The 24,775-nt window shown below is 67.0% G+C and carries 24 protein-coding genes; 8 read left to right on the top strand and 16 right to left on the bottom strand.

All coding sequences use genetic code 11. The features are described from left to right. Positions 1 to 58: 58 nt before the first annotated feature. The 8 genes from AC3IR9_RS14240 (at position 59) to AC3IR9_RS14205 (ending at position 13,660) form a co-directional block, all read left to right on the top strand. Positions 59 to 2,518, top strand: coding sequence for a sodium:solute symporter family protein (locus AC3IR9_RS14240; protein WP_489291430.1), 2,460 nt, complete (start codon positions 59 to 61; stop codon positions 2,516 to 2,518). Positions 2,519 to 2,612: 94 nt separating this feature from the next. Continuing rightward, on the top strand, positions 2,613 to 3,494 hold the full coding sequence (locus tag AC3IR9_RS14235; protein ID WP_489291429.1) for a LysR family transcriptional regulator: 882 nt from the start codon (positions 2,613 to 2,615) through the stop codon (positions 3,492 to 3,494). 242 nt (positions 3,495 to 3,736) lie between these two features. Further along, on the top strand, positions 3,737 to 5,911 hold the full coding sequence (locus AC3IR9_RS14230) for a TonB-dependent receptor (protein WP_489291427.1): 2,175 nt from the start codon (positions 3,737 to 3,739) through the stop codon (positions 5,909 to 5,911). 166 nt (positions 5,912 to 6,077) lie between these two features. Beyond that, complete coding sequence (locus AC3IR9_RS14225) at positions 6,078 to 7,313, top strand: serine hydrolase domain-containing protein (RefSeq protein WP_489291426.1); 1,236 nt, start codon at positions 6,078 to 6,080, stop codon at positions 7,311 to 7,313. Next, entirely contained in the window at positions 7,310 to 8,263 is a 954-nt protein-coding gene (locus tag AC3IR9_RS14220; RefSeq protein WP_489291424.1) for a ribokinase, read from the top strand. Before AC3IR9_RS14225 ends, AC3IR9_RS14220 begins: the two co-directional genes overlap by 4 nt. 37 nt (positions 8,264 to 8,300) lie before the next feature. Further along, on the top strand, positions 8,301 to 10,490 hold the full coding sequence (locus AC3IR9_RS14215; protein ID WP_489291423.1) for a formylglycine-generating enzyme family protein: 2,190 nt from the start codon (positions 8,301 to 8,303) through the stop codon (positions 10,488 to 10,490). Beyond that, positions 10,487 to 12,352, top strand: coding sequence for a glycoside hydrolase family 127 protein (locus AC3IR9_RS14210; protein WP_489291421.1), 1,866 nt, complete (start codon positions 10,487 to 10,489; stop codon positions 12,350 to 12,352). The genes AC3IR9_RS14215 and AC3IR9_RS14210 overlap by 4 nt, the downstream gene beginning before the upstream one ends. Before the next feature lie 117 nt (positions 12,353 to 12,469). Continuing rightward, complete coding sequence (locus AC3IR9_RS14205; protein WP_489291420.1) at positions 12,470 to 13,660, top strand: CaiB/BaiF CoA transferase family protein; 1,191 nt, start codon at positions 12,470 to 12,472, stop codon at positions 13,658 to 13,660. 220 nt (positions 13,661 to 13,880) lie between these two features. Here AC3IR9_RS14205 and AC3IR9_RS14200 read toward each other — a convergent pair whose 3' ends face one another. From AC3IR9_RS14200 to bet, 16 genes are all read right to left on the bottom strand, one after another. Further along, on the bottom strand, positions 13,881 to 14,117 hold the full coding sequence (locus tag AC3IR9_RS14200; RefSeq protein ID WP_489291418.1) for a helix-turn-helix transcriptional regulator: 237 nt from the start codon (positions 14,115 to 14,117) through the stop codon (positions 13,881 to 13,883). Between the two features lie 50 nt (positions 14,118 to 14,167). Beyond that, entirely contained in the window at positions 14,168 to 14,317 is a 150-nt protein-coding gene (locus AC3IR9_RS14195) for a hypothetical protein (protein ID WP_489291417.1), read from the bottom strand. Further along, on the bottom strand, positions 14,314 to 16,827 hold the full coding sequence (locus tag AC3IR9_RS14190; protein WP_489291416.1) for a DNA methyltransferase: 2,514 nt from the start codon (positions 16,825 to 16,827) through the stop codon (positions 14,314 to 14,316). Before AC3IR9_RS14190 ends, AC3IR9_RS14195 begins: the two co-directional genes overlap by 4 nt. Then, a complete protein-coding gene (locus AC3IR9_RS14185; RefSeq protein WP_489291414.1) occupies positions 16,820 to 17,269 on the bottom strand; it encodes a hypothetical protein in 450 nt (149 codons plus the stop codon). Before AC3IR9_RS14185 ends, AC3IR9_RS14190 begins: the two co-directional genes overlap by 8 nt. Beyond that, the gene (locus tag AC3IR9_RS14180) at positions 17,266 to 17,544 is read right to left on the bottom strand and encodes a hypothetical protein (protein ID WP_489291413.1); all 279 of its coding nucleotides are present in this window, start codon (positions 17,542 to 17,544) and stop codon (positions 17,266 to 17,268) included. Before AC3IR9_RS14180 ends, AC3IR9_RS14185 begins: the two co-directional genes overlap by 4 nt. A gap of 204 nt (positions 17,545 to 17,748) precedes the next feature. Further along, entirely contained in the window at positions 17,749 to 18,594 is an 846-nt protein-coding gene (locus tag AC3IR9_RS14175; RefSeq protein ID WP_489291412.1) for a phiTE_072 family protein, read from the bottom strand. Next, positions 18,591 to 20,237 carry a DNA cytosine methyltransferase gene (locus tag AC3IR9_RS14170; protein ID WP_489291410.1) on the bottom strand — a complete coding sequence of 549 codons (1,647 nt, stop codon included), beginning with the start codon at positions 20,235 to 20,237 and terminating at the stop codon, positions 18,591 to 18,593. Before AC3IR9_RS14170 ends, AC3IR9_RS14175 begins: the two co-directional genes overlap by 4 nt. Beyond that, positions 20,230 to 20,553 (bottom strand): hypothetical protein, encoded by a 324-nt coding sequence (locus AC3IR9_RS14165; RefSeq protein WP_489291408.1) that lies wholly within the window; start codon positions 20,551 to 20,553, stop codon positions 20,230 to 20,232. The genes AC3IR9_RS14170 and AC3IR9_RS14165 overlap by 8 nt, the downstream gene beginning before the upstream one ends. After that, positions 20,553 to 20,690: a hypothetical protein gene (locus AC3IR9_RS14160; protein ID WP_489291407.1), complete on the bottom strand. Its 138-nt coding sequence runs from the start codon at positions 20,688 to 20,690 to the stop codon at positions 20,553 to 20,555. Before AC3IR9_RS14160 ends, AC3IR9_RS14165 begins: the two co-directional genes overlap by 1 nt. Then, positions 20,687 to 20,944, bottom strand: coding sequence for a hypothetical protein (locus tag AC3IR9_RS14155; protein WP_489291406.1), 258 nt, complete (start codon positions 20,942 to 20,944; stop codon positions 20,687 to 20,689). The genes AC3IR9_RS14160 and AC3IR9_RS14155 overlap by 4 nt, the downstream gene beginning before the upstream one ends. Next, on the bottom strand, positions 20,941 to 21,210 hold the full coding sequence (locus tag AC3IR9_RS14150) for a hypothetical protein (RefSeq protein ID WP_489291405.1): 270 nt from the start codon (positions 21,208 to 21,210) through the stop codon (positions 20,941 to 20,943). The genes AC3IR9_RS14155 and AC3IR9_RS14150 overlap by 4 nt, the downstream gene beginning before the upstream one ends. Then, the gene (locus tag AC3IR9_RS14145; RefSeq protein ID WP_489291403.1) at positions 21,203 to 21,430 is read right to left on the bottom strand and encodes a hypothetical protein; all 228 of its coding nucleotides are present in this window, start codon (positions 21,428 to 21,430) and stop codon (positions 21,203 to 21,205) included. Before AC3IR9_RS14145 ends, AC3IR9_RS14150 begins: the two co-directional genes overlap by 8 nt. Continuing rightward, positions 21,427 to 21,771, bottom strand: a complete 345-nt coding sequence (locus tag AC3IR9_RS14140) for a hypothetical protein (RefSeq protein ID WP_489291402.1) — start codon at positions 21,769 to 21,771, stop codon at positions 21,427 to 21,429. Before AC3IR9_RS14140 ends, AC3IR9_RS14145 begins: the two co-directional genes overlap by 4 nt. Next, a complete protein-coding gene (locus AC3IR9_RS14135; RefSeq protein ID WP_489291400.1) occupies positions 21,768 to 21,998 on the bottom strand; it encodes a hypothetical protein in 231 nt (76 codons plus the stop codon). The genes AC3IR9_RS14140 and AC3IR9_RS14135 overlap by 4 nt, the downstream gene beginning before the upstream one ends. Beyond that, positions 21,998 to 23,755 carry a YqaJ viral recombinase family protein gene (locus AC3IR9_RS14130; protein WP_489291398.1) on the bottom strand — a complete coding sequence of 586 codons (1,758 nt, stop codon included), beginning with the start codon at positions 23,753 to 23,755 and terminating at the stop codon, positions 21,998 to 22,000. Before AC3IR9_RS14130 ends, AC3IR9_RS14135 begins: the two co-directional genes overlap by 1 nt. Next, entirely contained in the window at positions 23,752 to 24,696 is a 945-nt protein-coding gene (gene bet, locus AC3IR9_RS14125) for a phage recombination protein Bet (RefSeq protein ID WP_489291397.1), read from the bottom strand. Before bet ends, AC3IR9_RS14130 begins: the two co-directional genes overlap by 4 nt. Between the last annotated feature and the right edge of the window lie 79 nt (positions 24,697 to 24,775).

Raw genomic sequence — 24,775 nt, 5'->3', positions numbered from 1 at the left:
CTTCCATTTTCCGCGTGACGGCCTGCACCGGCCTCGTCGCGCTTTTCCCGGGTGACTCATGCTCAAGCCTGCACCGTCCGCGTTCACTTCAACGTTGTTCCATCGCTGCGTGCGCAGCCTGCGGTTGTTGACCGCCGTGATCGTGCTGACCGCCAGCGGTACGGTGGCGGCGGAAAGCCTGACGACGGTGAAATCCGGCAGCCTGCCGCCGTTGCCCGAACCGATCGCTGCCGCCGGTCTGGTGCCGGTTGACGGTCGCACGGTGGCCTTCAGCAGGGACAACGCCTGGGTGCTGGACGCCGACAACACGGCCTGGCAGCCGCTGGCGCGTCCGGCCATGGACACAGGCGACGTACTGCAGGGCAGCGTGAGCGCGGCCGGCCGGACGTATCTGCTTGAAGGACAGGGCGCGGCCACCTCGGTGCTGCAGTCGGTGGGCCTGCGTAATGGCACGCTGGTGGCCGGTGAGGCGATGGCATTGCCGAGCGTGCTGGGTGCTGCCCATGCGGCCGCATTCAACGATGCGCTGTATGTGACCGGCACCGACGCGGCCGGTGTCACCCAGCTGTACCGCAGCAGCCTCTCCGCCGCGGACCGGTCCTGGCAACGGCAGCCGACCTGGCCGCAGGCGGGCATGCCAAGCGCCCTGCAGGCGCAGAAGGGCGCGCTGTATGTGAGCGCGGCTGTCGCGGGTGCGCAGGGCGGCAGCGACCAGTTCTGGCGGTGGAGCACCGACACCGGCTGGCAGGCGCTGGCCGCGCCGGGCGGCCAGATCGTTGCCGGGTCGATGCGGCCGCTGGGGCAGGCACATCTGCTGATGCTGGTGCGCAATGCCCAGGGCCAGGTGCATGCGCGCACCTTCCACACCATCACCAACGCCTGGGCCGCGCTGGATGACGATGCCGCGATCAACGACCCGCTGGCGGTCATGGCCTGGGGCAACGGACTGCTGTGGGCCGCGCCGGGCGCCTCCGGCAGCACCTTCCAGTACGCCGAGATCGAAGGCGGCAAGCATCTGCTGCGCTGGCTCGACTGGGCGGTAATCGCGGTCTACCTGCTGGCCATGCTCGGCATGGGGTTCTACTTCTACCTGCGCGACCAGACCGCCAGCACCGCCGATTTCTTCGTCGGCGGGCGCTCGATTCCGTTCTGGGCGGCCGGCATCAGCCTGTATGCCACCAACACCAGTTCGATCAGTTTCATCGCCATCCCGGCCAAGGCATTCGATACCAACTGGCAGTACATGACCAACAACCTCATCGCCGTGGTAGGGCTGATGTTCGTGGCGGTCTGGATCGTTCCGCTGCTGCGCCGGCTGGACCTGATGAGCGTGTTCTCCTACCTGGAATCGCGCTTCCACCCGGCGATCCGCATGCTGTCCAGCGCGCTGTGCATCATCATGCAGATCGGCAGCCGGATGAGCGTGATCCTGTTCCTGCCGGCCCTGGCGATCTCCACCATCACCGGTGTCGACGTGGTCTGGTCGATCATGCTGATGGGCGTGTTCACCATCATCTACTCCACCCTGGGCGGTTCCAAGGCGGTGATCTGGACCGACGTGGTGCAGGTGCTGGTGATGTTCGGTGGGGCACTGTTTGCGATCGGTTTCATTTTCATGCAGACCAGTGGCGACCTGCCGCAACTGCTCAGTGCCGTGGCCGCCGAGGACAAGACCCGGCTGTTCGACTTCAGCTTCGATCTGACCAAGGCCACGGTGTGGGGCTTCATCTTCCTGGTGGTGTTCGACGTGGTGTTGACCTTCCCCAAGGACCAGGTGCTGATGCAGCGCACCCTGTCCACCCGGTCGGACCGGGAAGCCGGGCGTTCGATCTGGACCTTCGCGGCGATCATGGTCCCGGGTGGCTTCGTGTTCTACGGTATCGGCACCGCCCTGTGGATGTACTACCGCGACAATCCCGAACGCCTGAACCCGTTGCTGCCCATCGATGCCACCTTCCCGCTGTTCATCGCCGCCGAACTGCCGGCCGGGGTGACCGGGCTGATCATCGCCGGCATCTTCGCCGCGGCGATGTCGACCCTGTCGAGCATCATCAACTCCATCTCCACGCTGGTGTCGGTGGACTTCTACCAGAAGCTGGTCAAGGACCCGAATGAGAAGACCGCGGTGCGGGTCGCCGAATGGTCCGGAGTAGGGGTGGGCGTGATCGGCATCGGCATTGCGTTGGTGATGAGCCGCTATGACATCCACTCGCTGTTCGATGTCTCCATCGAACTGGCCGGCCTGCTGGGCGGCGGCTTTGCCGGTGCCTACACGCTGGGCATGTTCACCCGCCGCGCCAATGCCCAGGGGGTGGCGATCGGCGTGGCCGGCTCGATCCTGATCACCCTGGTGTGCTGGAGCATGAACCTGGTCCACCCGTACTTCTACCTGGCCATCTCGATCCTGCTGTGCATCGTGATCGGCTACGTGGCCAGCCTGTTCTTCCCGGCGCCGGCGCAGTCGCTGAAGGGCCTGACCATCTACCGCGACACGCCTGCCGAAGCGGCGGCGCCATGAATCGGGCGGGCAGGGCAGCGCCGCGCCCGCTGCGGCGTGTATCGCATTACGTCAGCCGCTGGTGTAGCGTGCTGGCGCGCTGAGAGGTCAATTCGTGGAAACCCAGTTCCTCAATACATTCGTGACAGTAGTGGACCGCGGCTCGATGGCCGCGGCGGCCCGGTTGCTGCATATCACCCCTGCGGCCGTGGCCCAGCAGATACGCACGCTGGAGCGTGAGCTGGGCGCGCCGTTGATCGCCCGCGCCGGGCGCACCGTCAGCGTTACCGAGGAAGGCGCGCGCATCCTGCAACGGGCACGCGACCTGCTGCGCAATGTCGCCGACCTGCGCAGCGTGGCCAACGACAAGGACATCGCCGGCGAGCTGCGGCTGGGCGCCTGCCCGACCGCGCTGGCCGGGCTGCTGCCGGACATCCTGTCGCGGATGGTGGTGACCTTCCCGCAGATCAATGTCTTCATCCAGCCCGGCTACTCGGCCGATCTGTACCGTGCGGTGGAAGCGGGCGACCTGGATGCGGCGATGGTGCTGCAGGCGCCGTTCGCGCTGCCCAAGACCTGCAAATGGCAGTTGCTGCGGGAAGAGCCGCTGGTGGTATTGGCGCCGGCCCACCTCGGCAGCCGCGACCCGCACGAGCTGCTGCGCGAGCAGCCGTTGATCCGCTATGACCGCCACCAGTGGGGCGGCCGGCTGGCCGATGACTACCTGCGCCAGGCCGGCATCGTGCCGCGTGAGCGATTTGAACTCAACGCGCTCAACGCCATCGCGGTGATGGTCGACCGGGGCCTGGGTGTTTCGTTGGTGCCGGACTGGGCCAAACCCTGGCCGGAAGGGTTGAACGTTGTGCGCATTCCCTTGCCGCAGTGCAGCGAACCACGCCGGATCGGGGTGGTGTGGTCACGTTCGTCGGTGCGCATACGGCTGGTGAACGTGCTGCTGGAAGAAGGACGCGCGGCGCTGATCGAGCCGCAACGCTGACAGCACGGGTTCCGGCGTGGTCTGCGCGGCGGGCGCAAACAAATCCTAGGCAGTGAACATACAAAACCACTGGTCTATCGCCATGGAGCCGCGCCTAGGCTCTCGCCTCAGTGCTGGACAGGACGCGGATCTTCGCAAGGGGATCGCACCGACCGGCTGAAGGGCGAACGCCCACGCGCGTCATCGGTGGCGACGGCTCCCCGGCCGGCTGTCCCGCATTTCCATATCGGGGGGAGAGACCAATGATCAAGCCACTTTCTGCGGCCATCAGCACTGCACTGTTTGCCTGCGTGATCAGCCCTGCCATGGCCCAGAACGCTACGCCCACCGACCTGGACCAGGTGATCGTGACCGGCAGCCGCACCCCGATCTCGATCGAGAAGGTGCCCGGCGCGGTGACCGTGGTGAACCAGGAGCAGGTGCAGCGCACCCTCAACCTGACCGAAGATGCGACGGCGGTGCTGGCGCGGATGGTGCCGGGTTATTCGGAGTCCTCGCAGGCGATGAGCAACAGTGGTGAAACCCTGCGCGGCCGCGTCGCGCTGCGCCTGTTCGACGGCGTGCCGCAGGGCTCGCCGCTGCGCGAAGGCAGCCGCAACGGCACGTTCACCGACATGGGCGTGATCGGCCGGATCGAAGTCATCAATGGTCCGTCGGCGGCCGAGGGCATCGGTGGTGCCGGTGGGGTGATCAACTACCTGTCCAAGAACCCCGAAGTGGACGGCCACCAGACCACCGTATCGACCCGCTACGGCACCCAGTTCAAAGACGACAGTGCGCAGACCAAGGTCGGCATCACCCATGCCTACAAGGGCGATGCGGCCGACTTCCTGATCAGCGGGGCTTACATCGATCGTGGCATCGCCTACGACGGCGATGGCCGCCGCGTCGGGCTGAACACCTCCGGCTCGCTGTCCGATTCGTACAGCAAGAACCTGTTCCTGAAGGGCGGCTACTCCTTCGGCGAAGGGCAGATGCAGCGCATCCAGGCCAGCTACAGCAATTTCCACATCGGCGGCAAGCACAACTATCGTCCGGTGGAAGGCTGCCGCTACGATGCCGTCGACTGCCCGGTACCCAGCACCAACACCGCCGAGAAGGGCTCCATCGCCGACGCGCTGTCCGAGTTCAACGATTTCGAGCAGTTTGCGGCCAAATACACCCATGCCGATTTCTTCGGCGGCGACCTGAGCGTGGACCTGTACTGGGCCCAGCAGGCGATGCGGTATGTGCCCGAGAATGGCACGGACCGCCAGCTGGTGAAGCCGGCGCCGCCGGAAGCGGAGCGGATCTGGGACCAGTCGGAAATCAACTCCGAGAAGAAGGGCTTGCGCGTGGCCTACGCCTATGGCGACCTGTTCGCGGTGGAGGGCCTGCGCCTGCGCACCGGCCTGGACCTGGTCGAAGACACCGCCGAGCAGCGCCTGGCCCTGACCAACCGGGTCTGGGTGCCGCCGATGAAGTACACCAGCCTGGCGCCGTATGCGCAGCTGAGCTGGGACATCGGCCCGGTGACGCTGGACGCGGGCATCCGCCGCGAAGACGGCCAGTTGGAGATCGACTCCTACACCACCACCGCCTACCGCGACTTCACCCCGGTGCAGGGCGGCAAACTCGACTACAAGGCGAACCTGCCCAACTTCGGCGCGATCTGGCGCATCAGCGATGCGTGGTCGGTGTTCGCCTCCTATTCGGAAGGCTTCGGCATCGCCAATGTCGGCATCCCGCTGCGCAACATCCAGGCCAACAGCCCGTGCAAGGCGGTGTCGTGCATCGCCGATCTGCAGCCGCTGATCACCAAGAACAAGGAGGTGGGGTTCAACTGGCGCGGCGCGCAGGCCCAGGTGGGGATGTCGGCGTACCGCTCCACCTCCGAGTTCGGCTCGTCGCTGACCGTGGACAAGGTGACCGAAGACTTCATCCTGACCCGCGCGCCGACCCGGATCGAAGGGGTCGAGCTCAACAGTGCCTGGACCTTCAACGACCAGTGGAAGGCCACCTTGCTGTACTCGCGGATCCGCGGCCAGACCCAGTATTACGACGGTTCGGGCCTGAGCAGGGAGATGGGCATCCTGGACATCTCGCCGGACAAGATCAACGCATCGCTGACCTGGACGCCGAATGATCGCCTGGATGCCACCCTGGGCGTGAGCCGGACCTTCAGCCGCGATCTGCGCGAGACCTTCGTCAATCCGGCCAATGGCGCGATTTACCTCAATGAAGAGGATACCTACGGCTATGCGCTGTGGGACCTGAGCGTGAACTACGACACCGGCACCTACGGCAAGCTGTCGCTGGGCATCGAGAACCTGCTGGACAAGCAGTACGTGCTGACCTGGTCGCAGCTGCCGGGCTGGCAGAACTTCTTCTCCGGCCGCGGCCGCATGGTGTCGCTGACCCACACCTTCACGTTCTGATCGATGGCATGGACCCCGGCGCTGCGGTCATCCTGCAGCGCCGTTGTCTTTTTCTGCCTTACCCTGACCCGACGACAGCACAGGAGCACGGATGTACCGCCTGGCCCATGCACCGATCGACCGCGGTCATTGCCGTCTCCGCTGGCTCCGTCACGCGGCCGCGGCCATGTTGGTGGCGCTGCTCGGCAGCATCACCGCGACCGCGACCGCGACGGCCGCCGACGCGCCCGCGCCGCGTCTGCTACAGGTCGACCACTTCCTGGGTGAGGCGACCGATGCCAAGGGCTACACCGGCGCGGTCGCGCTGGTGCTGCACGAGGGCAGCACCGTGCACTGGGCCAGCTACGGCTGGCAGGACCGGGCGCACACCCGCCCGATGCAGCGTGACAGCCTGTTCCGCATCTATTCGATGACCAAGACGGTCACCTCGGTCGCGGCCCTGATGCTGCTGGACGAGGGCAAGCTGGACCTGGACGATCCGGTGGCGCGGCATCTCCCTGAATTCTCGCGGCTGCAGGTATTCAGCGGCGGAAGCGCCGATGCCCCACAGCTGCGCCCGGCCAGTACGCCGCTGACCATTCGCCACCTGCTGACCCACACCAGCGGTTTTGCTGCCGGCGGCGAAGGGTTCGAGGCAGTAACACAGCTGCTGGACCGGCAGCGCGTGCAGGATGCGGGCAGCCTGGCCGACTACACCGCACGGCTGGCCCGGGTACCGCTGGCGAGCGAACCCGGCACGCGCTTCCGCTATGACAGCACCTCCATCGAGGTACTGGCGCGGTTGGTGGAAGTGGTGGCGGGCATGCCCTTCGAGCAGTTCCTGCAGCAGCGCATCTTCACTCCCCTGGACATGCGCGACACCGGCTTTGACGTGCCGGCGCAGGATCGCGCGCGGGTAGTTGAGCTGACCACGACGGACGAGCACGGTGAGCAGGTACTTGCCGATGCACCCCATGCGCGTGATCCCGGTACGGCGCTGCGCCCGTATCCAAGCGGTGCCGGTGGGTTGTATTCCAGCGCTGGCGATGTCGGCCGCTTCGCGCAGATGCTGCTGGATCACGGCCGTTATCGCGACGTGCAACTGCTCAAACCTGCCACCGTGGCCTTGATGATGCAGAACCAGCTGGTACATACCGCCTTGCCCCGGCCGGTCACCGAATTCAGCGATGCCGAAGGCTTCGGCCTGGGCGGCGCGGTGCTGCTGGACCCGACCCGGAAAGGACGTACCGCGTCGGTGGGTACGTTTGGCTGGTCCGGCGCCGCCTCCACGTATTTCAGCATCGACCCGGCGCGGCATCTGGTTGCGATCCTGTTGCTGCAGCATCTGCCCGGCGGCAAGGACGACCTGCCACGCATCAGCACCGCGTTCTACAACCGGGTGGATGAGGCGATACAGCCATGACCGGTGAAGCCCCCAGCGCGGTACTGGTTGCCGGCTCGGCCAATCTGGATTTCGTCGTGCGTGCCCCGCACGTTCCTGCGCCCGGTGAGACCGTACTCGGGCACGGTTTCAGCACGTTCCCTGGGGGCAAGGGCGCCAACCAGGCCGTCGCCTGCGCGCGTGCCGGTGGCGCGGCGACGCAGATGCTGCTGGCGCTGGGCGAGGATGATTTCGCCGGCCCCATCGAAGCCTCATTGGCGGATGCCGGCGTGCAGCTGTGGACCGTGCGCGATCCTGCGCTGCCCACCGGCACCGCCTTTATCTGCCTGGCCGACAACGCCGAGAACGCCATCACCGTCGCCCCCGGCGCCAACAGCGCGCTGCGCAGCGAGCACCTGCCACCGCTGGACGGTATCGGCTGGCTGCTGCTGCAGCTGGAAACCCCGCTGGAGGTGGTCACCGCCTACGCCCGCCGCGCACGTGCGGCCGGCCTGCAGGTCGTGCTCAACGCGGCGCCAGCGCAGGTGCTGCCCGCCGAACTGCTGTCGCTGCTGGACGTGCTGATCGTCAATGAGGGGGAGCTGGCGGTGGTGGCCGGCGATCCCCCGGACCTGGCCACGGGCCTGGCCCGGGTGCCGGTTCCCTGCGTGATCGTGACCCTCGGCGCGCGCGGCTGCCTGGCGCGTGTGGACGGACAGATGCTGCTGCAACCGGCCGTCGGCATCGCGCCGATCGACACCACTGCAGCCAGCGATACCTTCTGTGGCGCATTGGTGGCCGCGCTGGCCCAGCACCAGCCGCTGGCCGATGCGCTGCTCGCCGCGACCGCCGCTTCGGCGCTGGCCTGTACCCGGCTCGGCGCGCAGGCCAGCATTCCGGCCCAGGCCGAGGTGCAGGCGTTGCTGTCAGCCCCCGCGCGTATTCCCGATGCCCACGCCCACGCCGCACTGGCGGCGTGGTGCGCACGTTGATGCTCCACTTTCCCGTTTTCCTGCTGGATGCCTGCCCATGACCACGCCCTATCAAAGCCCCGACCATGACAACGAAGCAGCCGATTACGGGCGTGAGGCGGTCGCTACCGAGTACAAGTTTTCGCATGTGACCACCGGTCGCTACCTGCCAACACCGGGCAAGCCGCCGGCATGGCCGTTCGCGGATATCGGCAACTGGATGATCGATGCCAACGCCAGCGCCGCCGATTGGCTCGACGAACTCAAGGACTGGCGTCGCGAGCACCTGGTGCGGATCGGCTACACCGATGAGAACTATCGCCGCCCCGAACTGCAGTGGGCGCAGCGCAACGTCGTGCATGCGCAGATGATGGTCGAAGACCGTTACTTCTTCGACGCCGCGACTGGTCGCTACACGGTCGACCGTTACCTGGACGATGTGACCGCACGCTACGGCGGGCTGGATTCGGTACTGATCTGGTACATCTACCCGAACATCGGCATCGACGACCGCAATCAGTTCGACCTGGCCCACGACATGCCCGGCGGCCTGGACGGACTGCGGGCGGCGGTGCAGGCCTTCCAGAAGCGCGGGGTGAAGGTATTCCTGCCGGCCAAACCCTGGGACCACGGCACCCGCGATCCGGGCGTGAGCCATTGGGACGGGCTGGCCGATATCGTCAAGGCGGTCGGTGCCGACGGCATCAACGGCGACACCTTCAACGGCGTGCCCCGGGCCTTCTTCGACGCCTGCGATGCCCGCGGTACGCCGGTGGTCGTGCAGCCCGAGTCCACCATCAGTTCCGAAGAACAACTGATCTGGAACGTGCAGAGCTGGGGCAAGAAAGCACCCGATGGCCCGGTGCCGCCGGTGTCCAAGTGGAAGTGGCTGGAGCCCCGCCACATGGTCAACTACGAGAACCGCTGGGGCCGCAACCGCAATCACGACCTGCAGTACTGCTTCTTCAACGGCATCGGCTACAACGCGTGGGAGAATATCTGGGGTGTCTGGAATGCGTTCACCGCGCGCGATGGCGAAACCCTGCGCCGGATCGCCCGGCTGTACCGCCAGTTCCCGCAGTTGATCGTGTCGATGGAATGGGAGCCGTACCAGGTGTGCCTGCAGGGCGGCATCTTCGCCAGCCGGTTCCCGCTCGACGGGTTGGCCCTGCATACCCTGATCAACCGCAACGAGTACGCGGTGGACGGTGAGCAGATCGCGTTGCGGCATGTGCCGGGCACGCAGTACTACGACGTGTGGCACGGCCAACCGCTGTTGCCCCGCATGATCGACGGCCTGGCCTACATCGAGGTGCCGTTGGAAGCGCGTGGATTCGGTGCGCTGCTGAGCGTGGCCGCCGGCACCGTGGTGGAGGGACTGGACGCGTTCCTGGCCACCACCGCCACGGGCGCGCAGCGGCCGCTCAACAGTTTCTCCAGCACCTGGGCGGCATTGCCACAACAACTGCTGGAGATCGCGCCCACGCCTGCGCAGGCCAGCGCGCCGGCGGGCATGGTGACTGTTCCGGCCGGCGAATTCCTGTTCAAGGTCGGTGGTATCGAGATCGAAGGCTTCACCTGGGCCGGCCTGGATGTCCAGTACCCGTGGGAGGACTGCGCCCGCCGCCAGCACCGTCGGCGCATGACGCTGCCGGCGTTCTACATCGACCGTTACCCGGTCACCCATGCCGCGTTCAAGCAGTTCCTGGATGACAGCGGCTACCGACCGGCGGACCCGCACAACTTCCTGGCCGACTGGAAGGACGGCGCGCCGCGCCCGGGCTGGGACAACAAGCCGGTGACCTGGGTGTCCATTGAAGACGCGCGTGCCTACGCCGCCTGGGCAGGCAAGCGGCTGCCGCATGAGTGGGAATGGCAGTACGCCGCGCAGGGCACCGACGAACGCGTCTATCCGTGGGGCAACGACTGGGACCCGTCGCGCATGCCGCGGGTCAACCGCGGCCGTCGCCTGACCCCGCCGGCCGATGTCGACGCGCACCCGCAGGGGGCCAGCCCGTTCGGGGTCGAGGACCTGGTCGGCAACGTATGGCAGTGGACCGACGAGTTCAGTGACGCGCATACCCGCGCGGCGGTATTGCGCGGGGGCAGCAGCTACCAGCCGCAGACCTCGCACTGGTACTTCCCGCAGGCCTACCGCCTGGACCAGCACGGCAAGTACCTGTTGATGGCACCGTGCAAGGACCGCTCCGGCACGGTGGGCTTCCGCTGCGTGGTGGATGCGGCATGAACCGCCTGCATCGCCGCGCACGCGGCATGACCTTGATCGCGCCGCAGCAGGTCACGCTGCACGGTGTGTTCGGCCAGGCGCTGGCCGCCAATCGCAGCGGTCGGCTGAGCACCTTCATCGTCGATGAGCACAGTGCACCGATCCGTATTTTCAGCCAGGCCCACAAACAGCAGAACCACGAAGGCGACTGGTACGGCGAACACGCCGGCAAGTGGTTGTCGGCCACTGCGCGTGCGGTGGCACAGGGCGGGCAGCCGAAGCTGCAGGCCTCCCTGCGCCGGGTCGCCGACTGGCTGATCAGCCAGCAGGACGCGGACGGTTACCTGGGCAACTACGCCGCGCCGCGCCGCTTCAGCGTGCCGCAGCCGCCGCGGCCGGAAAGCTGGAATGGCGAGCCCGCGCTGCGCACCTGGGACATCTGGACCCACAGCTATCTGATCCTGGGGTTGCTGGAAACCTGGCGCGCGCTGGGCGACGACGCCTACCTGCAGGCCGCCCGCCGGATTGCCGACCTGTGCTGGCAGGCGCTGGAGTCGGGGATCGACATCACCACGCTGGGCAACCACCACGGGATGTCGGCCACGGTGCTGCTGGACCCGGCCGCCGATCTGTATCTGGTGACCGGCGAGCCACGCTACCTGGCCCTGGCCGAGCGCATCGTGCAGCAGGCCAACGCAAATCCACGCCTGGCCCTGCTCGACAAGGCCCTGGCCGGCGAGGATGCCGCCTTCATCGCCACCGGCAAGGCCTACCAGCTGAGCTGGAACCTGGTGGGGCTGGCCAAGCTGTACAAGGCCACCGGACGTGACGACTACCGCCTTGCCGTGGATGCGCTGTGGCACAACATCGGCGAGCAGCACCTCACCCTGGGGGGCGGGCCGTGGGGCGGGGTGGCGCATCGCTCGCGCGAAGTATTCAATGCCCCCGGCACGTTCTTCCCGCAGGCGTACGTGGAAACCTGCTCGGTGCTGGCGTGGATGCAGCTCAACCGCGAACTGCTGGCCATCAGCGGCCACGCGCGCCATGCCGATGCGCTGGAGCGCAGCGCCTACAACGACCTGATGGCGGCGATGGCGCCCAATGGCGAGGACTGGTGCTACTACACCTATCCCAACGGCAAGCGCGTGCACACCACCTACTGGCGCTGCTGCAAATCCAGCGGTGCGATGGCGCTGGAAGAGCTGCCGCAGGTGGCCTATGGCACGGCTGCCGACGGGGGGCTGCGGGTGAACCTGTATGGCCCGGGGCAGGCCACGCTGGCGCATGCCGAGGCCGGCAACGTGAGCCTGCAACAGGCCACCCGGTATCCGTTCGAGGGCACGATCGCGATCACCGTCCACCCCGAACGCAGCGCGGCGTTCAGCATCGGGGTGCGGATCCCGTCCTGGGCCGAGGCCGCCGACATCGACGTCAATGGACACCCGCAGCCAGCGACGGTCGGTGCAGATGGATTCGTCGCCCTGCAGCGTACCTGGCAGACCGGTGACGTCATCAACGTGTGCCTGCCGATGCAGCCCCGGCTGCACCGTGCCGCCAACATCAACCTGCAGCAATCGCGGGCGCCGGACGGATCACCGGTGGTCCAGGAAGTGCTGCGGTGGGAGTACGTGGGCGTGAGCTACGGCCCGCTGGTGTATGCCACCGGCCTGATCGATGGCTTCAAGACCGAGGAGACCGTGCGCTTGCCGGAGGGGCCGCCAGCGCACTGGCTGGTGGCCGGCGAGGACCGGGGCGAGGGCGCCGCGATCACGATGCAGCTGCACGGCCGGGCGCCGCTTCGGTTCGAGCCCTACTACCGCTGCGGCGGCCGTGAACACGGCCGGTGGCGGCTGAGCTGGCTGTCGCTGGAACCCACCGACTGACCACGGCGGCCGCGGCCGTCGCAGCGTGCTTTTTGTCCACGCAGAACATACCCCCGCGATCTGTTTCTTCCCGATCCCCAGGAGGAAACTGCAATCAAGGAATCGAGTGCATTGACCATGACCGCAAGCAACACAGTGTCTCCCTTTGCGATCGCCCGCCGGCAGGGCGCCACCGGGCCGTTGAGCGGCATCCGCGTGCTCGACCTGAGCGCCTACATCGCCGGCCCGTATGGCTGCACGCTGCTGGCCGACCAGGGTGCGGAGGTGATCAAGGTGGAGCCGCCGGTCGGCGACAACCTGCGCCGCTATCCTTCGACGCTGGAAGCGGAAAGCCGCGCCTTCCTCGGCGTGAACCGCTCCAAGCGCGGGGTGGTGCTGGACCTGAAGCAACCCGACCAGCGCGCGGTGCTGATGCGCCTGGTGCGCGAGGCCGACGTGCTGGTGCACAATTTCCGGCCCAGCGTGCCGGTACGTCTTGGCATCGATTTTGCAAGCCTGCACAAGCTCAACCCGCGCCTGGTGTACTGCTCGGTCACCGGCTACGGCGAGCAGGGGCCGCTCAAGGACAAGGCCGGTTACGACCAGGTGCTGCAGACCATGACCGGCATGTGCACCATGCAGGGCAAGGTCGGGGGCACGCCGGAAATCCTGTATGGCTCGGTGGTCGACTACTACGCTGCCGCGCTGGTGGCTGCAGGCGTGTCCTCGGCCCTGTATGAGCGCGAACGCAGCGGCGAGGGGCAGTTCGTCGGGGTTTCGCTGCTGCGCAGCGCGCTGACCATGCAGTCCGCGCGGATGGTGTGGGCCGAGGGCGAGCCGGCGGCCGTGGGCCGGGACATGCGCTCCGGTGGCGTCACCGGCATCCACCCCACCGCCGACGGCCACCTGTATCTCTCGGCGAACACGCCGCGTTTCTGGCAGGCGCTGTGCGAGAAAACCGGCTTGCCGCACCTGGCGATCGATCCGCGCTACGACAGCGTGCGCAAGCGCGCCACGCACGCCAGCGAACTGCTGCCGCAGCTGCATGCCGCGTTGGCCACGCGCAGTGCGCTGGCGTGGGAGGCACTGTTTGCCGAAGAGGTGCCATGCGCGGCGGCGCGCCAGGTCGAAGACATGTTCGATCACCCGCAGGTGCTGGCCGAGGACATGATCGGCGCGCTGCAGCATCCGCTGCTGGGTACTTATCGCGGCATTACCCGCCCGATCGTGTTCGGCCGCACACCCGGCCCGGAACCGTTCGCCGCGCCGGTCTTCGACCAGGACACCGCAGCGGTCAGCGCGCTGCTGGACCCGGATGCTGAGGAGTGAGGGAACCGGCGAGCGCGGGGTGGGCGGCGCGCCAGGGAACCGGGCCAGTCCAACGAAAAAGGCCGAAAGCCCTGTTTTTGCAGGTATTCCGGCCTTTTTTGTGCCCGTTAGGGCCAGTGTTTGGTGGAGCCAAGGGGAATCCCGTTCGGCCATAATGCCCTTGCAGCAGTAGGGAAGGGCAGTCCAGCCACTTGCGGATGCCCCCACATCTGCCCCCGCGTCATGCGGCTTTCGGCAATCCGTCCTCATTGACCTGACGGGCGTCCATTTTTGCCTGAATCCACCGGTCGATCTCGTCCTCCGACCAGGCTACGCAGTTGCCCCCGAGGTCGATTTGCGCAGGAAACTCTTTTTTTCGGATCCGGTCGTAGATGGTGTTCTTGGACAGGCCGGTCTTGGTGATGACATCTTTCAGGCGTAGCAGGTTGGGGGCTCGGCGTTCGGTGGTGCTGGTCATCTGGTCTCCTTCGCCGCGGCGTGCGGCTGATTCGTTTTGGTAAATGACGGTCACGCTGCGTTGCCAGCGGCCAGGCCGCGGGCCTCCCATGCGCGGACGGTAGCGGGGCCGGCCGACTGCAGGTCGACCCCGCTCATGCCTGCCAGCTCGTGGGCGGTGCGTTCAAGCGCATCGCCGAACACCAGGCCACGGGCGCTCACGCTGCCCGGTCCATCGGTTCGTCCAGGCCGTCGAACAGGCTGGGCATGGACATTTCCCGCTCTGCTGCCTGCAGGTACTTCACCCCGTCCATGAAATAGGCGGTCGAGAGTTCAGCCGCGCGGCCCCGGCGTCCCTTCTTCAAGGCGCGGTAGGGGACGGTGAACAGGCCGCCGAACGGGTCGAACACCATGTCGCCCTTATTGCTGTAACGCTCGATCAGCCGGTCGACGATGTCGAACTGCAGCGGGCAGATATGGTTTTCCAGACCTCGCTTCGTCTGCTCGCCGTTGAGGGTGATCATCCGGTTGACGTCGTGCCACACGTCCGGGTGGTGGCTGCCAGGCGCCAGGGACATGAAGGTCGACGGCAGCGCGCCCCGCGATTCGAGCTGCTCGCCGATGCGCACATGGGCTTCGTAGTCGTAGACCTGCTGCAGGCTGTGCTGGGTGAAGAGCTTGGCCAGTTTGTCCGGCCCCAGCTGGCCGAGCTCGTCCGCCGTCAGCAGGCGGTCGCCGCTGGAGCGCCAGAAGGCATGGGCGTCGACCTGCCAGTGCGCGCGGGTGTATTCGGTCTTGGCCTTCTTCACCGGCTCGTCGGCGTAGCCCTTGGAGCGGTCCGTCTGCGGCTTGTGCAGCAGCACGATGTACTCCGGCGAGCCCACGCCCATCTTCGTACCGTCCTTGCACTGCTCCGACCAGCCCAGGCGGTAGGTCTGGTTGTTCTCTCGCACCACGTCGGTCACGATCGTGATCAGGCCCATGTAGTCGAACCCGTGCGAGCGGTAGTGGAAGATGGCTTCCGCGTGGAAGGGGCTGACGGTCGGTACGCCGGCGCCGGTGACCGCACCGAACTGGATTCGGTCCTTCACGTGGATCGCGGCGATGCGCCCGGGCTTGAGGACTCGGAGCAGCTCATTGGACAGGTGGTCCATCTGCGCCCAGAAGTGCGCGTTGTCGTCGGTGTGGCCAAAGTCGTTGTAGCTGGGGCTGTACTCGTAATGGTTCGCGAACGGGATCGAGGTCACGATCAGGTCCACGCTGTTCTCTTCCATGCCGCGCGCTTCCTGCACGCAGTCGTTGTTGGCGACCAGCCAGCCTTCACCGCTCGCCTCGATGCGGTCGATGCCGATGGAGCGCGTCAGTACCTGCGCCATCGCTGCCTCGCTGAGGCCGTATTCCCTAATGATTTCGCTCATTTTTTCCACCATCTCTTCGTGTCGTTTCCACTTGGCCTGCAGGCTGGCCAGCACTTCGCGCTCGCTCTCGGCATGGACGATCCAGACCTCGACCGGGTGCTGCTGCTGGAACCGCTGGATGCGGTGGATCGACTGGATGAAGTCATTGAACTTGAACCCGATGCCGGCATAGATGGCCAGGTGGCAGTGCCGCTGGAAGTTGCAGCCGCTGCCGGCGATGACCGGCTTGGCCGACAGGATCCGGATATCACCCTCGCTGAAGGCCACCACGGCCGCCTCACGCTCGTCCAGGTCCTGATCGCCGTATATGCTCACGGCTTCGGGCACGGCGGCCTGCAGCGCGTGCCGCTCGGCCTCGAGGTCATGCCAGATCAGCCAGTGGTCGTCAGGCCGTTCGCCGACGATCTGCTGCACGGCGGCCACGCGCGCGGGCAGGGTGTCGCGCTTCTCGCGTGCGGCATCCTGCAAACCGAGGGCGGCATCGCGGAACATCTTGACCTGCCCATCCCGCTCCACCCCGGCGCTGCCGTGGTCCACCGGCACCTCGTGGTAGTGCACGGTCAGCTCAGGCAGGTCGTAGCCCTCGTCGCTGTAGCCCAGGTCGGACGGCTTCTGCAGGAACAGCGCCCAGCTCGCCACCCACAGCCAGAACTCGCGCTCTTTGTGTGGATACAGGGTCAGGTTGTTGGCCTTGCTGCTGTCGCGCTTGAACCATCGGGTGAGGGCCTGGCCGGTATCCATGACGTTGAGGAATCCGGCGTAGTGGATCAGCTCCTTGTAGCGGTTGGGGCTCGGGGTAGCGGTGGCCACGTAGCGGTACTGGACCTGGTCGAACAGGGTCAGAAACTGCTGGTAGGTCTTGGAGACGAAGCTGCGCAGCACAGAGGCCTCATCAAGGCAGGCGACCGTGAACAGGTTCGGATCCAGCTTGCCGTCGCGCACGGACTCGTAGTTCGTCAGGTGCACGCCGTCGAAGTCCGGATCCACCTCGGCGCTGGTGCGCACGAAGCGGGTGGCCATGCCGAGCATCTCCGCGTCGCGGCGGAACTCCTGGCGCACGCCCAGCGGGATCACGATGCCGGCCGCGCCGCCGGCGTGCTGGCGGGCCAACCTGCAGATCTCCAGCTGCTGCACGCTCTTGCCCAGGCCGAAGCGCTGGAAGAGCGCTCGGCGACCGCCGGCGCAGGCCCACACGACGCTGTCGCGCTGGTGCGGCTTCAGGATCGGGTGCACGTCCTGCGGCGACACGTCGAAGCCCATCGACGGGGCAACGCGGATCTTGCGCTCGAGGAACTCGCGGTAGGGGTCAGCCATTCGCGGTCTCCTGTGGCAGCAGCTTCTGCTGCTGCATGTGCTCGATCACGGTTTCGCCGTTGGCGAGCAGGATGTGAGACAGGAAGGCGGCCTCGAAGGTGAGCATGCCGATCTCAATAGCGGTGACCTGACCTTTCACCCAGTCGCGAAGGATCGAGCAAACGGCCACCCCGCCGACCTTCAGGGCCTTGGCTTTGTGCTCGCTCAGGGTGGCGCGCACGCGCGGGCCATGGGGATGGGCTTTCAGCCAGGCAGCGGCATAGCCGCGCGCGCTGGCCTTCAGCTGCACCTGCCGGCCGCGGTGCTCGAACTGGATGAAAAGCTCGCCCGTCTCGTAGTCCTCGCCGGTGGCGAAGCGCTGGCAGCCGAACGACCGCAGCATCTTCTGGATGTCGTTGATCGCGTTGTTGCCGCTGGTGGCGTTCTCGTAGGGCAGGCTCACTGGGTCAGCTCCGGAAAGGCGCGGCGGTGGTTGTCGATGAGCGCCTGCACCTCGGCCTGCAGGCCAGCGGCCAGGTCGCAGAAGTTCGGCACCACGGTGGTGGCCATGACGTGCAGCTGGTTGCGGACGTCCAGCAGTTCCACCAGGGGGAACGGAGCCTGACCGGCGCGAATGGCTTCGACCACCGCGACCTGCAGCTGCGCGCGGCGCTGCGGCTCGTCGTCCTGGGTGAACCGGCGCGCCACGTCGAGGGCGATCTGGTCGATGTCAGCCATGTGCTTGCTCCATCTGGAACCCGAAAAGATCAGTGGCCGGCGGTGGTGGTGCCAGTACGCCCGCGCAGTTATGGTCGGCTGTCGCCGCCATCTTCAGTTCCAAGGCCTCAACCATCGGTGCATGCTGGTGGAGCACCTCCCGGCAGTCCAGGCAGAACACCGTGACGGATCGCTGGTTTCTGCACACAGCCCAGGTCACGCCGCTCACGACCCCACCCCCGGCGCTGCATCGCGCTGGCCGTCGATCAGGGTCCGGAATTCGGCGATGACCTCGGCGGCGATCCGGGTCGCGTAATCGCGCTCATGCTTGGCGATCCGAGTCTGCCGGCCCTGCAGCATGCTGCCCGCAACGTAGTCGGGATCGCACTGGGCGACGAACTGCATGACCGTGCGGTCGCCGATCGCATTCCAGAACCCCTGCCACGCATTGCCGTAGCAGGTGACCACGATCCGGCCACGGCCCACGGCCTGGTCCTGCACGAACACGCTGATCGGATCCAGCTTGTTTCGCGCCGGGATGCGGATCTCGCGAACCGACCCCAGCTCGATACCCTGCGCGGGCGGGGCGGCGTAGATCAGCTGAGCAGTGAAGGGCGCCGCACTGGGGCAGTGCTTGTTGCAGGAGGCAAGTTCGGCAACAGTGAAGACGTACTGCCCGTCAGGCGTGAAGCGCCGCACCGCAATGACTTTCCCGTCTTTGTCGATCAGCGCATGGCCGAACGACTCCTGCCCCACCGTCTGGCGGGCGGCGAGAACAGCGGCAGCCACGCCGCGCATCACGGCCTGGTCATCCTCGTGCGCCTCGGCGAAAGGTTCGCCGCTGAAGAGATAGCCGGCTGCCTGCATTGCGTTCCACGCAGCTTCTGGGGCCGAATCAGCCTGCGCGGCAGGGACAGCGGCAGAAGTCAGCGCTCCGGCACCCGCCTGCACGCGGTTGGCCAGGGTGATCAGGTCGGTGATGTCCGCGCCGGCCTCGCCATAGAGCGTGGTGGCGATGCCCTGCACTAGGTTGGCGGCGGCGGTGGCCGCCATGCTGTTCTGCTGGTTCATGCGGCGATCCTCAATTCTGCTTCGGCCGGGTCCAGGTTGGCCTCGGCGAGTGCGAAGAGCGGCGGAGGGCTGACGCTGTTGCCGACCATGCGCACCTGCGCAGTGGTCTTCAGCGGCGTGCCGTTGGCGGTGCGATCGATGACGTAGCTCGGCGGGAAGCCCTGTGCGCGGAACAGCTCATGAGGCTTGAGCATGCGCAGACCGATATCCACGATGACGTAGGGCGTGCCCTGGATCACCACCGTTACCAGCGCCAGCCGGTCCTTTGTGGTGATGGTGTCGACCGGGTCCGACAGGCTCGGAACGTTGGCGCCGGTGCCGTAGTACTTGATCAGGAATGCGGCCACCCGCAGCGGGCCCTCCTGGTGCTCCGGCGACAGCTGGGCCAGGTCTGCGGTCACCAGCGCGGTGTCTGCCTTCGCGGTCATCGTGTACAGCGGGTCGGCACCAGAGCGCGGTTCCGACTGGCCGGCCCGTCCGCCGACACCGGCGAGGATCGGGGTGACCACCGAGAAGTGGCCACCCTTCACCCCGGCGCACATGGTGCGCAGCGGATCACTCGCGTCCATGGTGCGCTGGGTGCTGGCGTTGGCATGCTCGGTGATGAAGGGCGCCAGTTCCGGCATGGCCAGCATCAGCTCGCCGCGGTGGGCGGCGGTGATGGTGCGCAGCGGCTCGCCCACGGCGTGCACACGGTCGGCGCCCTGATGGGTCACCGGCACAATGAAAGGGTCCGCCGACTGGATGACGTGGCGCATGGTGCCCTTGGCGATGCGGCGCATGGTGGCATCGGCCAGCGGCCGCTTGCGCCCGAAGATGGACGGGCAGGGGATGCTGAAGTCCAGGCAGTCCGCTGCAGACACGCGCGGCTTCTGACCCGGCGCGGTGCCGTGGCTGGCTGCCGGCCACACAATCGGCTCGCCGTCGCGGCGGCCGAGCAGGAACAGCCGCTCTCGGCTGGTGCCCGCACCGAAGTCGCTGGCGACCAGCTTCCGCCACTCGACCGCGTAGCCCAGCGCTCGCAGCGCAGCCACGAACTGGCGCCAAGTGCGCCCGGTGTGGCGTTTGTCCGGCACCAGCTGCTGATTCTCCACCGGCACGCGCTCGCCGCGCTCTGCAACGGTGCCGTCCATCTTCAGCACGCGGCCGGTAGCCTTGCAGCGCTTGGCGACCAGCGGACCCCAGGTCAGGATCTGCCAGACGTTCTCCATCGAAAAGATGCGCGGCGCGGTGTTCGTGCCGTTGACCAGGTCGGCGGGCAGCAGCATGCCGATCCACTTAATCAGAACCCAAGACAGCGCACGGGTCTTCCGGCTTCGCGGCTGGCCACCCTTGGCCTGGCTGAAGTGCGTGCAGTCCGGGGAGGCGTGGAACCAGCCGATGGGGCGGCCGGCCACGTCGACGCGCGGATCTGCGTGCCAGATGTCTTCCTGGTGGTGGCTGGTCAGCGGGTGGTTGGCGGCATGCATGCCGATCGCCATCGGGTCGTGGTTGTAGGCCAAAGCCGGGTCTTGGCCCAGCGCCTGCTTGAGGGCCTCACTGGCACCGCCGCCGCCGGCGAACAGATCGACGACGATCTCGCCGGGCCGCAGGCGGGAGCGCTGCGGCAGGGGGAAGTTGAAGGAGCGGGAGCCGTCAGCCATGGTGTTCTCCGTTGAGGGCGGCGCGAAGGCGTTGAACCTCCGCGCGCCAGAATTCGATGGTTTCTTCGGTGCTGCTGCGCAGCGTTTCGTGGTGGCCCAGGCTGGCGGCCGCTTCGATCAGCTCGGCCAGCAGCTGGTCGTGCTCGGTGCTGGTGGTGGCGCCCCGGGCGCGCAGCTCGGCGATCTCCGCCTGCAGCTGCTCGATGCGCTCGCCGGCCTGGACCAGCCACTGCCGCACGGCGTCCTTGGTCGGCTGCCGCATGCGGACGGGCACGCCGGCATCGGCGGTAACCGGCGCCAGCACCAGGGCGGGCATCAGCGGGCGTCCTTCCTGGCTTCGGCCAGCATCTCGCGCAGGTCCAGCAGCACCTTCAGCTCGGCGCGGTTCTCCTGGGCCAGGCGCACGGCCACCTCAAGGGCGTAGATGCGGTCGTTCGGGTGGATGGCGTTCATGCAGCGACTCCCATGGCAGCAAGGTCGATCTCATCCACGCGGTCGCGCAGGCGGTGGCAGGCGGCGCGCAAGCCCTGAGCAACCTCCGGGCGTGTGTGGTGCGGCTGGGCGGTGAAGCCCTCGAAGTGCAAGGCCCCGGTGTGGTCGCGGCGGAATAGGCGATAGGCCACGATGCGGGGCAGCCCCATCGGGTACCGGCCCCAGCTGAAGCCGCCGTTCTTCTTCGGTGCGCGGCGGCTGACGGGGCGGCTCATTGGCTATCTCCTTTCAGTTTGGTGATCAATGCCGCGACTCGGCCGTGGCCGTAGATCATTCGCGGCGGCCTGCCGCTTCCCTTTTCGAAGACCTGGGCCTTGCCGCCGCTGGGCCACCAGTCCACGCGGGTCTTGCCGAACTGGCGTCGGAAGTGCCACTCGGTCAGTTCCTCCCAGCCGGCGGTGTCGGCTTGGGCCAGCATTTCGGCGCGGTGTTCCTTTGTCGCAGCCTTCATCGCGTTGAAGATGTCGCCCATGTCACCCATGGCCGGCTCCCTTCTTCGCGGCCTTGCGCCGGTCCGCGCCGCCCTCGACCACCTGGCGGCGGCTGATGCCGCTCCGGTCGATAGGCGTATTGCCCAGGCGCTGGACCTTGCCGCCCTTGCGCTCGAACTCGGCCACGTCGGCGGCCAGCTGCTCGGCCTCGGCGGCCTTCTGCCGCGCGGTGGCGGCGTCGAACACGGTCTGTGCGTGGATGCTGGTCATGCACCTTCTCCCGTGGCTTTGGCGATCAGGCGAAGCAAGTCACCCGCCATGAGTCCGGCTTCGTAGTCCCACTGGCTGGCCGGTTCCGGCGGTTCGTCGTGGCTTCCCTGATTCGTCTGGATGCCAGACGAGAGGTGTGCAGCGGCCTGAATCAGCGCCTCCAGCATCTCCGGCGCGGCGGCGATCAGGCGGGCGTTTGCCATCGACTGCTGGCCGTCCGAAGGCAGGCGCATGCCGATACCGCAGTGGCAGATATCGCGGCCCCTGCCGACTGGTTGGCCTGCCTCTGACACCATCAACGAGTGGGCAACCCACGGCCCCGGCGTGTGCTTACTGGTCATGCGATGCTCCTCAGCGGCTCGCGGCGCACAGGCCCGAACCACAGGTTGGTGACGTTGGACAGACGGACCTGCACCGGGTCCGGCTTGAGCGCCGGCAGCGGCGTGCGCAATCGGCGCGCGTCGTTGGTGCACATGGCGCAGGTCGGCTCATGGCCACGCTTTCCGGCGCGCGGGAACGCATCCAGCGGCAGGCAGCGGTGGCACCCGGTGCAGGTCTTGGCGTGCATCAGGCGGCCATCGGGTACTGTTCGGCAGCGCCGCGCAGGCCTTCGATCAGCGCCTCGCACATCGCCGGGAACTGCGCCTGGTCGTAGAGCTTGGCCGCACCGGTGGCGTTGATCGGCTTGAACCCCAGCTGGGCCAGGCCGTCTGCCGAGATCGACAGCGGGGCGATGCGCGCATTGATGTCGCCCAGCTTGATCTTGACCACCTCGCGCGGGGCGGCTGCTGCCGCCGGTGCGCTACTGCTGGCCACCGCCGTCGGTACCGGGCGCGGCGCCGGGGCGACCGCCTGCTGCACAGGCGCGGCGGCTTCGACCGGAGCAGGGGCCGGAGCGGCAGCGGCACGCTCTTCCGCTTCTCGCTGCTGCTTGGCCACGACTTCATCGGCGGCCAGCTTCCGCGCCCTGGCTTCTTCTTCCTCGCGGATCTTCTCCCGCTCTGCATCCAGCTTGGCCTGCTCCGCGCGCTGGTGATCGGCGATGCGCGCGGCGACCAGGTTGCGCAGGTCCTCCGGCGCCTTGCTCGCACACAGCTGCACGCGGTCGGCGAACAGCGTGGCGTGTTCCGGATGCTCGGCCAGGATCGCCACGTTGGCCCGGATCCGGTCAGCGGCCTGGCTGGCGGTGATCTTCGCGTTGGTGGCAACCGCGTCGACGGCGTCCTGCATGCTGGCGAACGAGCGCTTTCCCTTGATGGCTGCCTGCAGGTCGGCGATCAGCGTGGCCGGCACCTGGAGGCCGTGTTCGCCCAGCGTCTCGTTGATGCCGCGCACGTGGTCCTGCACCGCCCGGCGGGCGTTGTTGCCGATCTCGGTGCGGCGCTCGTCCTTCCGCTTCGTGACCAAGGTGTTCAGCGCCAGTCGCGTGGCCCGGGCCTGCTCGCTGATCGCATCGATCGTGCGGAACAACACATCGATGTCGGCCGTCTGGCTCAGGGCGTGTTGCTTCGCGCCCTTCAGTTGGTCCTCGATCTCGCTGCACCACTTCACGGTCTTCTCGGCATCGGCGAAGTCCTGATCGGTGGTCAGGTCCTTACTGATGCCCTGGAAGACAGCGATGGCCTGATCCTTCCACTCGGCCAAGTTCGAGGCGGTGACCATGCCGGTCACCTCGATGCGCAGCGCCGGCATCTGGTCCGGCGCGCGGCCGGCGGCGACCGGCGCCGCAGGTGCCTCGGGCTCGTAGGCGGCCACGTCGGCGTCCAGTTGGGCCCAGCCGGCAATGATCCGTTCGCGCAGTTCGGGGTTCGGCGTGTACCAGCAGTGGCGCTCTTCGACCAGGTCGTCGCCGTTCCACTTCGAAGCCATGAACAGCACGCGCTCGGCGCCGCTCACCATGGCCTGCTGCTCCATCTGCACTTGGTAGTGCAACGGCAGGCAGGCTTCTCCGCCGTCCAGAGGGATCGCCAGGCGCAGGTCGTCATTGAGCGACTTGTGCTCGAAGGCTATGTCTTCCAGCAGGGTGAGGCCGTCGAAGCTGGCCGAGAACTTCCCGTCGACGCCGACGCAGGGGTACAGATCCTGCTCCAGGATCGCCTCGGCCAGCGGCCGGGCCAGGTCTTCGAACCGGTGGCCGTCGGCAAATCGTTGCAGGGTCGCAGCGTCATGCTCGGCGGCGGCGCCCGTTGCGAGCTCGCGCACGAGCTGGTTGCGGGTCTTATAGGGGCTGCACCCCATCATCGCCGGCGCGTCGCTGGCGTTGAGGTGCGTGGCGCGGTGGGCATGCCATTCGGGCGTGCCCTGGATCAGGTCTACGGTTTTCATGCGGATTCTCCTTCACCCGGCGCATCCCAATCGATGGGGCCGTTATCGGGGCTGGTGCTGGTGGAGTCGGTACCGGTGGCGGCATCGGTGCTCGCCACGTCTTCGACCTGTTCGAACTTCTCGATGGCCTGCATCTGCTGCTCGGTGAGCGAGCCTTTGGTCTTCACCATGTTGATGATCTGGCTGGGACTCTTCTTGCCGCTGGTGATCAGCGCCCCCCACGCCGGCAGGTTCTCTTTGAACTTGTCGGCCGGGTATGCCGGCATTTCACGGGCGATCTGTTGCTGCTGGTCTTGGCGAACGGCCGTGGCCTCCCCATCGATAACTCGACCTTCCATTTCCTCGGCGGTCGGCTGCGCGCCCACGGCTTCGGGGAAGGCTTTCCGCAGCGCGAGCGCTTCGGCGCACTTCTCCAGCTGCCCGAAAGGGCGCTTCTTCCACATAGCGTTCGGTGCATCGCTGTCGCGCTTCTGCGTGGCGTAGCTTTCCAGCCAGTACGCCTTGGCCGAATAGCGCACCGGGTTGCCATTGACCAGGCGATAGACCGCAACGCTGCACCATTCCGGGTAGCGGACGTTGAGCCCGCCCAGGTTCTCTTCGATGGTCGGTCCGAAGGTCGCCTCATCCTGACCGGCGTATTCGCCGGTGCGGTGCGCCTTCGTGCGGTACAGCTCGATGCCGGGCATGATCACGTCGCGCATGCCGGCCGGGCTGATCACACGCGTTCCCTGCTTCTTCTCCGGTACCCACATCGGGACGATGTGTACCGGTTTCGTCATCGGGTCCAGGCCGCCAGCGCGGCAATAGGCAAGCACCATGTCGACGGAGTCGTCGGTGGCGCCCGGATAGAGGCTGGTCTTCAGCGCGGTGCGGATGGCTTCCGCCTGCTCGGCGGTCACCAGTTCGCCGCCGCGCTGCTTCATGGGTGCGATGTTGCTCATTGAATGCTCCGGCCGGCGTGGCCGGCTTTGCTGGAATAGGGGGTGGAGAGGGCCGGTGCTGATCTCCGGCTTGCTGTGA

Source organism: Stenotrophomonas sp. GL_101, from assembly GCF_057835675.1.
The sequence above is the reverse complement of the archived record's forward strand: the minus strand, read 5'-3'. Positions and strand labels throughout refer to the sequence as shown.

Bases quoted from the DNA above. Each gene is read 5' to 3' on its own strand.
- AC3IR9_RS14240 (WP_489291430.1), top strand. From the start codon at position 59: ATGCTCAAGCCTGCACCGTCCGCGTTCACTTCAACGTTGTTCCATCGC.
- AC3IR9_RS14230 (WP_489291427.1), top strand. From the start codon at position 3,737: ATGATCAAGCCACTTTCTGCGGCCATCAGCACTGCACTGTTTGCCTGC.
- AC3IR9_RS14225 (WP_489291426.1), top strand. From the start codon at position 6,078: ATGTTGGTGGCGCTGCTCGGCAGCATCACCGCGACCGCGACCGCGACG.
- AC3IR9_RS14220 (WP_489291424.1), top strand. From the start codon at position 7,310: ATGACCGGTGAAGCCCCCAGCGCGGTACTGGTTGCCGGCTCGGCCAAT.
- AC3IR9_RS14215 (WP_489291423.1), top strand. From the start codon at position 8,301: ATGACCACGCCCTATCAAAGCCCCGACCATGACAACGAAGCAGCCGAT.
- AC3IR9_RS14210 (WP_489291421.1), top strand. From the start codon at position 10,487: ATGAACCGCCTGCATCGCCGCGCACGCGGCATGACCTTGATCGCGCCG.
- AC3IR9_RS14205 (WP_489291420.1), top strand. From the start codon at position 12,470: ATGACCGCAAGCAACACAGTGTCTCCCTTTGCGATCGCCCGCCGGCAG.
- AC3IR9_RS14200 (WP_489291418.1), bottom strand. From the start codon at position 14,117: ATGACCAGCACCACCGAACGCCGAGCCCCCAACCTGCTACGCCTGAAA.
- AC3IR9_RS14190 (WP_489291416.1), bottom strand. From the start codon at position 16,827: ATGGCTGACCCCTACCGCGAGTTCCTCGAGCGCAAGATCCGCGTTGCC.
- AC3IR9_RS14180 (WP_489291413.1), bottom strand. From the start codon at position 17,544: ATGGCTGACATCGACCAGATCGCCCTCGACGTGGCGCGCCGGTTCACC.
- AC3IR9_RS14175 (WP_489291412.1), bottom strand. From the start codon at position 18,594: ATGAACCAGCAGAACAGCATGGCGGCCACCGCCGCCGCCAACCTAGTG.
- AC3IR9_RS14170 (WP_489291410.1), bottom strand. From the start codon at position 20,237: ATGGCTGACGGCTCCCGCTCCTTCAACTTCCCCCTGCCGCAGCGCTCC.
- AC3IR9_RS14165 (WP_489291408.1), bottom strand. From the start codon at position 20,553: ATGCCCGCCCTGGTGCTGGCGCCGGTTACCGCCGATGCCGGCGTGCCC.
- AC3IR9_RS14160 (WP_489291407.1), bottom strand. From the start codon at position 20,690: ATGAACGCCATCCACCCGAACGACCGCATCTACGCCCTTGAGGTGGCC.
- AC3IR9_RS14155 (WP_489291406.1), bottom strand. From the start codon at position 20,944: ATGAGCCGCCCCGTCAGCCGCCGCGCACCGAAGAAGAACGGCGGCTTC.
- AC3IR9_RS14150 (WP_489291405.1), bottom strand. From the start codon at position 21,210: ATGGGTGACATGGGCGACATCTTCAACGCGATGAAGGCTGCGACAAAG.
- AC3IR9_RS14145 (WP_489291403.1), bottom strand. From the start codon at position 21,430: ATGACCAGCATCCACGCACAGACCGTGTTCGACGCCGCCACCGCGCGG.
- AC3IR9_RS14140 (WP_489291402.1), bottom strand. From the start codon at position 21,771: ATGACCAGTAAGCACACGCCGGGGCCGTGGGTTGCCCACTCGTTGATG.
- AC3IR9_RS14135 (WP_489291400.1), bottom strand. From the start codon at position 21,998: ATGCACGCCAAGACCTGCACCGGGTGCCACCGCTGCCTGCCGCTGGAT.
- AC3IR9_RS14130 (WP_489291398.1), bottom strand. From the start codon at position 23,755: ATGAAAACCGTAGACCTGATCCAGGGCACGCCCGAATGGCATGCCCAC.
- bet (WP_489291397.1), bottom strand. From the start codon at position 24,696: ATGAGCAACATCGCACCCATGAAGCAGCGCGGCGGCGAACTGGTGACC.